The organism is Polynucleobacter sp. UK-Gri1-W3 (assembly GCF_018881595.1).
Classification (GTDB): domain Bacteria; phylum Pseudomonadota; class Gammaproteobacteria; order Burkholderiales; family Burkholderiaceae; genus Polynucleobacter.
In genome coordinates this window covers 1-11,670 of record NZ_JACVQA010000014.1, presented here as the reverse complement: position 1 = coordinate 11,670, position 11,670 = coordinate 1, and the positions used below count along the sequence as shown (strand labels likewise).

The 11,670-nt window shown below is 44.9% G+C and carries 11 protein-coding genes and 1 tRNA gene; 7 read left to right on the top strand and 5 right to left on the bottom strand.

Annotated features, from left to right (window positions below; genetic code table 11):
* Positions 1 to 10: 10 nt before the first annotated feature.
* Positions 11 to 307 carry a RodZ family helix-turn-helix domain-containing protein gene (locus tag ICN36_RS11370; protein ID WP_216228470.1) on the top strand — a complete coding sequence of 99 codons (297 nt, stop codon included), beginning with the start codon at positions 11 to 13 and terminating at the stop codon, positions 305 to 307.
* Positions 307 to 867 carry a hypothetical protein gene (locus ICN36_RS11365; RefSeq protein ID WP_216228469.1) on the top strand — a complete coding sequence of 187 codons (561 nt, stop codon included), beginning with the start codon at positions 307 to 309 and terminating at the stop codon, positions 865 to 867. Before ICN36_RS11370 ends, ICN36_RS11365 begins: the two co-directional genes overlap by 1 nt.
* A gap of 9 nt (positions 868 to 876) precedes the next feature.
* On the opposite strand, the gene ICN36_RS11360 is transcribed toward ICN36_RS11365, so the two are convergent.
* Positions 877 to 1,707 carry a peptidylprolyl isomerase gene (locus tag ICN36_RS11360; RefSeq protein ID WP_216228468.1) on the bottom strand — a complete coding sequence of 277 codons (831 nt, stop codon included), beginning with the start codon at positions 1,705 to 1,707 and terminating at the stop codon, positions 877 to 879.
* Between the two features lie 342 nt (positions 1,708 to 2,049).
* A tRNA-Leu gene (locus ICN36_RS11355) sits at positions 2,050 to 2,136 on the bottom strand.
* Between the two features lie 155 nt (positions 2,137 to 2,291).
* On the opposite strand from ICN36_RS11355, the gene rnr reads away from it, so the two are divergent.
* The 5 genes from rnr (at position 2,292) to ICN36_RS11330 (ending at position 7,035) form a co-directional block, all read left to right on the top strand.
* Positions 2,292 to 4,682, top strand: a complete 2,391-nt coding sequence (gene rnr, locus ICN36_RS11350) for a ribonuclease R (RefSeq protein WP_216228467.1) — start codon at positions 2,292 to 2,294, stop codon at positions 4,680 to 4,682.
* A gap of 45 nt (positions 4,683 to 4,727) precedes the next feature.
* Positions 4,728 to 5,483 carry a 23S rRNA (guanosine(2251)-2'-O)-methyltransferase RlmB gene (gene rlmB / locus ICN36_RS11345; RefSeq protein ID WP_216228466.1) on the top strand — a complete coding sequence of 252 codons (756 nt, stop codon included), beginning with the start codon at positions 4,728 to 4,730 and terminating at the stop codon, positions 5,481 to 5,483.
* 39 nt (positions 5,484 to 5,522) lie between these two features.
* A complete protein-coding gene (locus ICN36_RS11340) occupies positions 5,523 to 5,708 on the top strand; it encodes a DUF2892 domain-containing protein (protein ID WP_216228465.1) in 186 nt (61 codons plus the stop codon).
* Between the two features lie 254 nt (positions 5,709 to 5,962).
* Positions 5,963 to 6,781: an amidohydrolase family protein gene (locus ICN36_RS11335; RefSeq protein WP_216228464.1), complete on the top strand. Its 819-nt coding sequence runs from the start codon at positions 5,963 to 5,965 to the stop codon at positions 6,779 to 6,781.
* 5 nt (positions 6,782 to 6,786) lie between these two features.
* Entirely contained in the window at positions 6,787 to 7,035 is a 249-nt protein-coding gene (locus tag ICN36_RS11330) for a hypothetical protein (protein WP_255531318.1), read from the top strand.
* A gap of 337 nt (positions 7,036 to 7,372) precedes the next feature.
* Here the strand turns inward: ICN36_RS11330 and ICN36_RS11325 are convergent, their stop codons facing one another.
* The 3 genes from ICN36_RS11325 to ICN36_RS11315 form a co-directional block, all read right to left on the bottom strand.
* Complete coding sequence (locus tag ICN36_RS11325) at positions 7,373 to 8,779, bottom strand: DUF2252 domain-containing protein (protein WP_216228463.1); 1,407 nt, start codon at positions 8,777 to 8,779, stop codon at positions 7,373 to 7,375.
* A 204-nt stretch (positions 8,780 to 8,983) separates the two neighbouring features.
* Entirely contained in the window at positions 8,984 to 10,621 is a 1,638-nt protein-coding gene (locus ICN36_RS11320; RefSeq protein ID WP_216228462.1) for an amidohydrolase, read from the bottom strand.
* A 19-nt stretch (positions 10,622 to 10,640) separates the two neighbouring features.
* Entirely contained in the window at positions 10,641 to 11,483 is an 843-nt protein-coding gene (locus ICN36_RS11315) for a hypothetical protein (RefSeq protein ID WP_216228461.1), read from the bottom strand.
* Between the last annotated feature and the right edge of the window lie 187 nt (positions 11,484 to 11,670).

The window sequence follows — 11,670 nt, the reverse complement described above, 5'->3', positions numbered from 1 at the left end:
GATTGATTTCATGGTTTCAGTTAACACCCCGAAGCATGTGCGGAATTTAGGTAGGCAACTCAAAGAAGCCCGAGAATCTCAAGGTCATAACTTGGCCATACTTGCTGGGCAATGCGATCTTTCAGTTGTGCAATTAACAGCGATAGAGCGCGGCGACACATTGGCATTTGCGCGCTCACAATCTAATCTTCTTGTGGCAATCCAAACATACGCTAAAGTGCTGGGTGTTAGCTTGAAGGATATTGAGGGGCTTAACAATAACCCCGATGATGATATTTACATTCCAGAATTTCTGAGAAAGAAGTAATGAAGTCTTTCTTGAGAGGACTTTATATTGCCTTTCTACTGGCTTTCTTTAGTGGAAATCTATGGGCAATTGAGAGGGTAGTTATTGGCAATTGGATTGTTCAAGCCTCTCCTGGGTCTATTGAGGCCTCAACAAGTGCGGGCTCAACCTCTTTTGGAATGTACTGTCAGTCAGACCAGTGCATGTTCTACCTTCATGACAGCTTAAGATGCCATCCTGGGAGTAGATCACCTATCTTGATGAGTGGGCTGGGCAATGCGGCATCCCTTAATATGCAGTGCGCCCAAATAAATGGGGTCCTCTTTCAGATTCTTGAGCCATTTAATACGGTACTGGATGAGGTTAGGCGAGGTGGCATGGTGAGCTTTGCAGTACCACTGCAAAACAGTTCCTTTGGAGTTTCCCGCTTTAGTCTGAATGGCGGCTTTGAGGCCGTGAGAAAAGCATTGCAAGAAGCGGGCAACGCTAAAAAGGTGATGCCAAAACCAGTAGCTCCTACGCCAGCTCAGCCTTTCCAGCCCTTACCGGGATCAAGACTTCTTCAAGACATCATGATCTAGGCTACCTGTTTACTGGGTAATTTTGGCGCGTCCACGCAGGTCTTTGACAGTCTCTACCAAGTATTGCTGGATAAAAGCTTGGCGAAGCTGGGGTTTAGATTCTTCAAAAGTAGGTAGTTTGTAGTTGCGCTTGTCATCTAACTTAATAATGGCCCAGCCACCTTGTACCTGGATGGGTGCGCCATAAGTTGCGCCCTTGTTTAACTTGGCAACAAGCGGCTGTAGTTCTGGATTAAGTTGCCCTGGATATAACCAACCCAGTTGACCGCCATTACCCTTAGCGCCCTCAGCGATAGAGTACTGCTGGGCTAATTTTCCAAACAGTTCACCCTTGTTGATGCGATTAATGAGGTCAATAGCATCCGATTCGTTAGCGACAACAATTTCACTCACGCGATACTGAAAACCAGTGGTGGCATCTCCAGTTAGCTTGCGTTGGCGGTCATATTCCTCACGTAGCTGCTTATCCGTAATAGGGGATTGCTTAAGGTGATCTTCCACTAAAGCCTGAATTAAAAGCGTTTGGCGTAGCTGCGTGTATTGATCATCTAAATCAATATTTTTTTCCAAGTCCATGCGCTCAGCCTGTTGGGCTAGTAGCTCGCGATTAATGAGCTCATCTTTTAAGACTTTTTGAAGCTCCGGTGTATTTTTCTGACCTTGCGCTACAGCAGCTTCCACGTTCAGATCTAGCAAGCCCTTTGTCAGCATCGTGTTGTTCACGGTCGCAAAGAAGTTGATGTTTGAGGTGCTAGAGCTGCTAGATTCTGGGGCGGCAATGACGCTGTAGGAGTTGCTTAACAGGGTGGCGCAGACAAGACCAAAAAGATGTTTTTTCATGTGCCCATTATAGAGTTTGATATCAATCCGTTCTGCATTAGGGCGGCAATCTCAACCCCTGGCCAAGGCTTGTATCTCACAACAATTTGCCTGAAAAAATAACTCAACAAGACCGAACCATTAGGCCGTCTTTAAACTTCATGAATGAAAAAATTTTAAAAAAAATTGGCGGGCTTGAGATCTTGCAGGGACCACCGTGACTCCTAAGCAAATCTTAAAAAGGCGGGGTTGCATTCTAAGAAAGCACCCCCATATAGACTTTATGTAGTTTTATGTAGAATCGGCCAGTTTTCTTTATACTGACCATGTAATAACGGGCGTAGAGAGCCGTTAAACCTTGTTTGGTGCCCAGGAAGGGACTCGAACCCCCACAACCTTACGATCGCCAGCACCTGAAGCTGGTGCGTCTACCAATTTCGCCACCTGGGCATACCTTTATTATAGAGGGATGGGCGTTTTGAGGTCATTTCCGCCCCCATTTGGCTTTTTCCCTTCAGACTTGGTGGTTTGATACAGTAGCCTTATTCATAACAAAAATAGATATCACTAGATATATACAGGGCATGTATTGCCGAAGGAATTAAATGCGTAAAGCAAAAGACTTGGTGCCACGTGAGGCTGACCGCTTAGGAACAGTTCAAGGGCATCGAGATGGATTTGGATTTGTTATTCCCGATGATGGTGGCGAAGATATCTTTCTATCAGAAAGAGAAATGTCACGTGTCATGCATGGTGACAGAGTCAATGTCAGAGTATTAGGAACAGATCGACGTGGTCGCCCAGAAGGGCAAATTGTCGAGGTCGTTCTGCACGCCAATAAAGTAGTGATCGGTCGTCTCTTAAATGAAAACGGTGTTTTGATTGTTGCGCCAGAAGATAAGCGCATTGGTCATGACATCTTAATTCCACCTAAAGGGCAGGGAAACGCTAAATTAGGTCAAGTGGTGAGTGTTGAGATTATTGATTACCCAGATAGTTATCGCCAAGCAGTAGGTCGAGTAGTTGAAGTCTTGGGCGAGATTGATGATCCAGGTATGGAAATTGAAATCGCTGTGCGTAAGTATGGCGTCCCCCATGAATTCTCTGCTGCTGCCATGAAAGAAGCGGCAGCATTACCAGATACAGTGCAGCAGTCAGACTTAGAAGGCCGTGTTGATCTGCGTGATATACCTTTAGTCACTATTGATGGTGCTGATGCACGCGACTTTGATGATGCTGTCTATTGTGAGCCCGTCATGTACGGTCAGACTAAAGCTTGGCGTCTGATTGTGGCGATTGCTGACGTATCTCATTATGTGAAGCCAGGTCAGCCATTGGATGATGAAGGTTTATTGCGCGCCACTTCAGTGTATTTCCCAAGACGTGTCATTCCGATGCTCCCTGAGAAGATTTCGAATGGTCTTTGTTCGTTAAATCCCGGCGTAGACCGTCTGTGTATGGTGTGTGATTCTGTTGTGGACAACAACGGTATTGTTTTGGCGTATCAGTTTTATCCAGCGGTAATGCATTCAGCGCAGCGCTTTACTTACGACACTGTTTGGGAGATTCTCTCAAATAGTAAGGGTCCTGAGGCAACGCGCTTTGCACAGTTCCGCCCATTACTAGGCAACCTATATTCACTTTATAAGATTCTGTTGGCTGCACGTGAGAAGCGGGGCGCTATTGAGTTTGAAACGACTGAGACGCAAATCATTAGTAATGAGCTTGGTAAGATTTTGCGTATTGAGCCGCGTCTGCGCAATGATGCTCATCGCTTAATTGAAGAGTGCATGTTGACTGCGAACGTTTGCGCTGCTGACTTTATTGATAAAAATAAGCACCTGAGCCTCTATCGTGTGCACGGCGAACCATCAGAAGAGAAGTTGGTCACCCTGCGCCAGGTTCTCAGAACCTCAGGCTTGTCATTGGGCGGTGGTGAAAAGCCTAAACCACGTGATTTTGCTAAATTGATTCGGGAGATTAAAGATCGCCCTGATGCCAATATGCTCCAGTCGGTTGTTCTGCGTGCTATGCAACAAGCGATGTATCAGCCCGATAACGAAGGCCACTTTGGTTTAGCTTACCCAGCGTATTCCCATTTCACGAGTCCGATTCGTCGCTATCCTGATTTGCTCACGCATCGAGTGATCAAGTCGATTCTCCAGAAAAAACCATACGTTCCAGTATTGCCACCAATGGTTCCACTCAATCTCACCTTGCCGCGTAAAGGCAAAGGTCGTGAGAATGCCGTCAATGCTAAGAAGTCCCAAAGTGATGCCAAAGCAGGAGTGGCCAAGGGTGCAAAAACACCTAAGGGCGCCAATGCCGCATTGCCAATCTGGGGTCAATTAGGTGTGCATTGCTCATCTAATGAGCGTCGTGCTGATGAAGCATCACGTGATGTAGAAGCTTGGTTGAAGTGTTACTACATGCGCGATCATTTAGGCCAAGAATATGCCGGTACAGTCACTGGTGTTGCCAACTTTGGCTTATTCATTCAGTTAGAAAATCTTTTTGTTGAAGGTATGGTGCATGTCACCGAGCTTGGCGGAGATTACTTCCAATATGACGAAGCTCGTCAAGAGTTGCGTGGTGAACGAACTGGTATCCGCTATCGCTTAGGCGATCGAGTGCATGTATTGGTAAGTCGCGTTGACTTAGATGCGCGCAAGATTGAATTTAGTCTTGTTAAATCAGTTGGTGCAGAGCCTGGTGGTTCTTCCAATCGTCGTCAGTTGATATTAGCAACCGACACAGGTAGGCCTAATAAAAAGGCAGCTCCTCAAAGAGGCCGTTCTGACAATAGGGTTCCGCAAAAGCCAAGCGGCATCAATGTCAATGCCGCTAAATCTGCTGGAACTCTAGGGGCTAAGCAGTCAAAGAGTAAGGCCAGTAAAAATAGTAAAAACGGCAAGTCTGCTAACCCAGGCAGGTCTGTTGGCAAGCCGGCAGGCAGCAAGCCTCCGGTTCGCAGCACTAAAGCACGCCGCAAATAAAGATTAATCAGAAAAATAACAAAAAAATAAGATGAAGCAAACGAAATGAAGCAAATACTAGTAGGTTTTCATGCAGTGCAAGCGCGTTTACGAGTTGATCCAGATAGTTTGAAGTCTGTGTACTTTGACTCTGGTCGTCGCGATAGGCGTATGGGGGATTTCTTAAAACAAGCGGAAGAGATTTTAGGTGAACGCTTGCACGCCGCTGATGCTGAGCGTTTGCATAAGCTGACAGGTCATGATCGTCACCAGGGTGTCGTTGCCTTGGCAGACAAAATGACTGTTGCGCGCACTGTTACTGAAGTGGTGGAGGATGCTGAGGGTGCTCAGAAAAAGCCATTGTTCCTAGTGTTAGATGGCATTACTGATCCCCATAACTTTGGCGCCTGTCTGCGTGTAGCGGATGGCGCTGGCGTAGATGCCGTAGTGGTCCCTAAAGATCGCTCTGCATCTATCAATGCCACTGTTAGTAAAGTATCTAGCGGTGCATCAGAGGTGATACCAGTCATTACGGTTACTAACCTCGTGCGCAGTATGAAAGAGATGCAAGAAGCAGGTGTTTGGCTGATCGGCACGGATGATGAGGCCACAAAATCAATTTATGACCTCGACCTCACAGGCCCAATTGCGATTGTGATGGGGGCTGAAGGCGAGGGCATGCGCCGCCTTACAAAAGAAACCTGTGATGAGTTGGTACGTATTCCTATGCAAGGTGCTGTCTCAAGTCTGAATGTATCTGTTGCAAGTGGCGTATGCTTATATGAGGCATTAAGACAGCGCCTAGCTAAAGTAAGCAAATAAGGCAACTGACAAAGCTGCCTAGTAAAAAAAGAGCTTCAAATGAAATGCAATATCGGACATACTGAACGCGTTTTACGAATGACTGTTGGTGTAACGCTAATGGGTTTAGCTGGCTTTGGTATCACTGGCCCTTGGGCTTGGATAGGCATCGTTCCTCTGTTAACGGGAATGATCGGTAATTGCCCAGCTTACTCAATACTGGGTATCAATACCGCCAAGAAGTAAACAATAAATCTATGCCACTCTTCGGAGTGGCTTTTTGTTTAACCCCTTTGGGTGACTTTTGTCCAATCTGTTGCATCGATCGGTTGAATCCAAGGCCAATAAGAAACGCTCTTAGTTCTTAATAATTATTTAATGGTTTTCCCTAAATAGAGATCGATGCCTTGGCATTTTTGAAGTTTTGCAAGGATTTGCTATTAGATATTGATATATTTACAGATTCGATACCTATCGTTTAAACCCAATCTGAGACTAATGTGAAATTTGCACCAAAACTACTTTCCACATTATTAATGGCGCAATGCGCATTGGTATTTGCCAAAGGCAATGCTGACACTATTTTTTATGGTGGCCCCATTGTTACTGTCAATGCTAAGAATGAAGAAGTGCAGGCGCTTGCAGTGCAGAATGGCAAGATTGTTGCAGTTGGCACTAAAGATGCAGTTACAAAAGAATGGCAAGCTGATAACACTAAAGTAATTGATCTCAAGGGTCAAACTCTAATGCCAGGATTTGTTGAGCCGCATGTGCACATTATTGTTACCGCCTTCCTCGAAGGTCTTGGGCTTAATTTAAGTAACTTTACTTTGCCTTATGACACCAAAGAGTCATTGACTCAGAAAATGAAGGCCGCACTCAAAGACGTCTCTGCTGGGGGTTGGCTATTTGGTTTTGGGGTTGATCCATCACGTACCACCCCTTTTATGGCTGAGCTTACTGCAGACGATTTGGATAAAGTTTCTAAGGAAGTTCCAATTTTTATTGTGAACCAATCCGGGCATATCGGTTATGTTAATCATAAGGCCCTAGAACTTGCCGGTGTTACTGATCAAACGCCTAATCCTGCTGGTGGCGGTATTTTTGTGAAGGATGCTAAGGGTAAGCTCACTGGAAAATTGGTAGAGCCACCTTCTTATTTGCCATTTATGGCTAAGATGCCTGCTCCTACTGAAGCTCAGTTAATGGGTGCCATTCAAGGTACCTTGAAAAAGATGGCATCCACAGGGGTGACTACACATGGGGAACGGATTTATTATTCGAGCCTCAAAATATGTACAGGCAAAACACAGAGTTAGTTAACATGAAGCAGTTCATGACTCCAGCCCATGCCCTTAAAATTGTGACCCATGACAATGCCCAGCTTTTTGCATTATCTGGTAAGCGTAACCCCTATACAGAGGGTAAGTTGGGTGTGATTCAAGAAGGTGCTTACGCTGACTTGTTGTTGGTGGATGGCGATCCAACGCAAAACTTGGACATCATTGCCGATCCAGCCAAAAATTTCCGCGTCATTATGAAAGATGGAAAGATCTATAAAAACACTTTGTGAAAGTAAGTGTTTAAACTCTTTAATCAAGACCCGCTTCGGCGGGTTTTGATTTTCGGCCATTCTCCGCTTTGGGTTGTTAGCTACCCGCCAGCTATTCAAGTATTTACCCAAGAATTATCCTGTTTCGAGACGCTCATAGTCCAATCGATTACTTAGCGTAGACCTTCCTGACCGGCAACGACCCTATAGATCAACTTTTGATATTTGGTAGTTGCCATATTTCACCAACCCAGAAAGATAAAACCCCCCACTACTGCTAGTGAGGGTTTCTTGATACTGGTGAGTCAGGCGAGATTGGCAGCGCCAAAAATTTGTTTTTAAACTCGCAACCAGCGAATTAAAAGTTTTCAGTCGCGCAGGAAATCTTGCCTGACTTTATCGCCTTTAAATAAGTGTCGTAGTCTGCCAAATTTTGCTTGCTATATGAAGCTGCAAAGCTCACAAGGGCATCATCTAATGCCTCGCTCTTGCCACAATAGCCTGCCAGTAGCGCTGCATCACCTGACCGAGCGTGTGCATTGGCTAACGCCCATCCAAAGAGTTTTGCAAAGTCAGGAAATACTTTGGCATTGATGCCGTCATCACCAACAGAAATTCCACCCTTCATGTCACGCAATTGACGAACATAAAAATCCATTTCTGTGGTCTTGCCGTAGCCTAGAAAGAGGTCTGGGGCACCTTGAATGAGGGATTGACCTTGAACGACGCGTTCTCCCTCTGATTCGAAATGCGTGTCCGGAAAAAATGAAGACAATACCGACTTTCGGGCTTGTTTTGTTTGGAGAAAAAGTGGGTCATTGGCATTGAGACCTTCAAAATACATTACCCAGCAGGCGTTGCCAACACTTCCTACGCCAACAACTTTTCTAGCCCAGTCAATCAATTGGTAACGCAATAATAAATGCCTGCGATCTGGGTTTAGTGACTGAATGTAAGAATTTAGTCCTTCGTTATTCAATTCCGATATTTTGCTGCCATGAAGCGAAAATTCTAAGTGCTCAATCAATGGAGGTTTATTAACCAATCGCATACCTTCTGGGGTATCTTCAGTAAGCCTTCCAATGAGGCCGTGACCATTATTTTTCCTTGCTTTATCAAGCAATTTTTGTAAGTATTTTTGACTTACCGGATTCGCATATTTTGCCGCAGCTTGCGTTAATACCTTTTCATCAATATAAGCTCGCTTGAGATCGGTATAGGGTAGGGTTGAGTATTGTTGTAGAAGATTACGATAGGATTTCACTATCGTCCTGACAATCATTTCACCAAAGATATGGTCTTTGCCTAATTGCCGAGAGGCAATCATTGCGCTTGCTGTAAGACGTTTCAGATCCCAATCAAAGTTACCGGGAAGTGTTTCATCAAAATCATTAATTCCAAAAACGAGCTGGTGTTCGGTTGTGGAAAAGAACCCGAAGTTGCTGACATGCATATCTCCACATAACTGCACTTTAATAGGTGGGCTTTGGGTGCGGCTTAGGTCATTGGCCATAATTGCAGCCCCACCTCGATAAAACGCAAAGGGATCAACTGCCATGCGTGCATGGCGAATCGGTATATATTCAGGAATTCGTGATTGATCTTGAGAAAGCAAGATATCAACTGAGGTTTGACGTAGAGTTTCGACATTCAATTGCCCGATCGAAGATCGACCAACCTGTTTGCGAATAGATTTTCCTAAATCTAGCCGCTCTTGCAGGCTAGGTTTTTTCTCTAGAAATAAGTCGTATAGTTTATTTGCCATGCTTCTATGATGCCATGTGGGCAGCGATATACAAAAGTCACCCGAAGGTGGCTTTTGTATAGCTGGTAGGTTGGGCGATTCGAGCTCACAACCAGCAGGCCAAAAGGGGGTTTAATGAGCTCAGAAAATGGCCCTCAAAGAGTGGGGCGGCTGCTATAAGCTTCAGCGAATACCTTCGTGGATGAATGCGACGCATTCTTAAGTCTACTCGACACTCCTGGAGTAAATCACTTTGCCATTTTTGATGGTGTTGACCACCTTAATATCTTTGATTGCATCTGGATCAATCGTTAAAGGATTTTGATCTAACTCCACTAAATCTGCCAACATGCCAGGCAGGATCTTACCCTTCGTATTCTCCTCGCGATATACATAAGCAGCATTACATGTGAAAGCCTGCAATGCTAGGTAAGGATCCATCTTTTCCTGAGTACCCAATGTTTTTCCAGACATTGTTTTGCGATTGACTGCACTCCAAATGGTAAATAAGCAATCTGGCCCAGAAGAGGGAACATCATTATGGATTCCTACCACTATCCCTTTGTTATGTGCTGTCACCATGGGACAAAAATGATCGGCGCGTTCTTCGCCAACGATATCTAAATAGATATCCCCATACAGCCATATATGATTGGATAAAGTAATGGCAATAATATGATTGGCTTTGTAGTCGTCAAGCTGATCTTCCCTTGCAAAAAATGAATGGGAGATGGTCGAGCGGCGATCTTCCGTAATCCCAGTTTCCGCAATTGCTTTTTTTATCGCGGCTAAGGCCATATCAATGCCTGCATCACCATTGCTGTAGCAAAAGAACGGGATATTTTTTTCGTAGGCCAGCTTAGTGTAGTGATCAACCTGATCTTGAGTGTAGTAAGCCATACCCCGCCAGCCATCTGGGAAGCCTGTGGTATCGCTGTAGGGTTTAGAGAGGTAGGCCAGCTTGAGCTGCGGCCCTCCATCTGTTGACATCAATATGCCTGCAACCTTAAAGCCTCGATCAACGTTGCTGTAGACACCAAAGGAATAGTTGGGATTCCCTTTTAGTAGGGTGTCTACCGTATCGCTCATTGGGAGGGCAATTAAATCAATTGAAATAACACCGCTATCAGATGCGAGACGCATCAATTGAATGTCTTCAGGACTGGCTTGATAGTGCTGGGCAGTCGTAGTGCCATACGAGGCATAAATTTTCTCTGCGCTTTGATAAGTCTTAAAAGTGAGATCCTGAGAAAATTGGTCATAAGCCGCCGCTACTGCGTTCAGATAGGGTAGCCCAATAATGATGCCCGTCATTTGATGAGTAGTGGGATCAACTACGATCGTGCCAGACTCAACTTTAGTATCTGCAGTAATGCCTAGTTTTTTTAGGCCCGCTGTATTAAATAAGCCCGCTAGTGTGCAAATGTTTTGAACAAGTACCGGCGTATCTGGAAAAGCAGCATCTAAATCAGCAATGGTTAATGGTCCGTCTTTCATTAAGCCATCCATGTACTCGGCTGCGATCAACCATCCATTAAGAAGCTTGCCGTCTTTTTTCAGTTGTGTAATTAACTCAGATCTACTGCGTGGAGGATTGTCGGCGAAGTAACCAACATTCAAGCTTAATGTTTGCTGGGCAAACAAACCAAAGTGCCCCCAAGTGTCAATAAATCCTGGGGTTAGGGTATGTCCTTGAAGGTCATGCCTTTTGACATCTGGACTCGCCAAAGCATTTGCCTCTTGTTTGCTGCCGGCGAAAGCAATTTTTCCATCTGCAACTAACACTGCTTCGACATACTCAGGTTTATCTCCGGCCATAGTCAAAATATTGCCGTTGAAGTAGAGGGTTTGATTTGATGTCATGAGGTTTCTTTAAAAGGTATTAATGTGAAAAAGCATAGGTAATCCCAACGCGCCCACCCCAACCTTGCGCGCCACCTTGGTTGGTGTTGACAGTGTAATAACGAGCACCGACTGTAAAAAGCAGGGGGAGGTCACCCACTTCAATCAATTTGCTGCCCATTAAATTGATTGGATAGGCATGAGCGCCGGTATCAAGATTCGTGACCGATTCACAATCAAGAGTAATGTTCCCATATCTTTTGGTGATGTAGGTGATAAAAGGTTGAAATCCAACATTATTGGCGCTAGGACCATTGATCGGCATTGCTCCAAGGCCAAACGATTGATATGCATAAGCACCCACAATCCAATCCTCGCTTCGATGAATAGCGCCCATGCTGTATCCCACAGCGTTTTGTGAGCTGCCATACATGGTAGGCATATTGGTGCCGATCTGTACCATTGGACCAAAACCAAATGAGTTCTCTAGTCTAGTCGCATTGGATTCGGTAAAAAAACTTTCAATAATGACTGGTTTAAATCCCGAGCTAGAGTAACCATCGAAATTATTGAAGGATTGATAGGTGATCTGGGGATGCACTACATAGCTGTAGTCAGAATTAATACGATAAGGAAGCCAGGGCTCTATTTGGGTGTATTGAGTTGAGCCTTGATGTCCTAGGCCTACTTTTTGGTCAAAGTTGAAATAGATGGGTACAGAGGCAACATTATCTTGAGCTTGTAATTGCCGCTCACTAGAAATAAGCCGTTCTTTTCCCGGGGTGAGTGTGTCGAAAAATGTATTTGCATCTTGAGCGAGCGCAAGCTTGAAGTTAGACAACATCAGGACGGTCAGTAGTGCTTTGAATTGATGCATCTGCATGATGTTTAAGGTAGGGCTTCGCAGACTCAAAGGATCAAAATTATTCCAATAATAAGGGGTGGATTCAACTACGAAGTGCAACTTTGAACAACTAGTTAAGGAGGCTAAGGATGTTTTAGTATCCAAAGCTTCTAGACCTGCAAGTCAAAGTAGCCATGACCTATCAACACCTTAGCCAAACTGAACG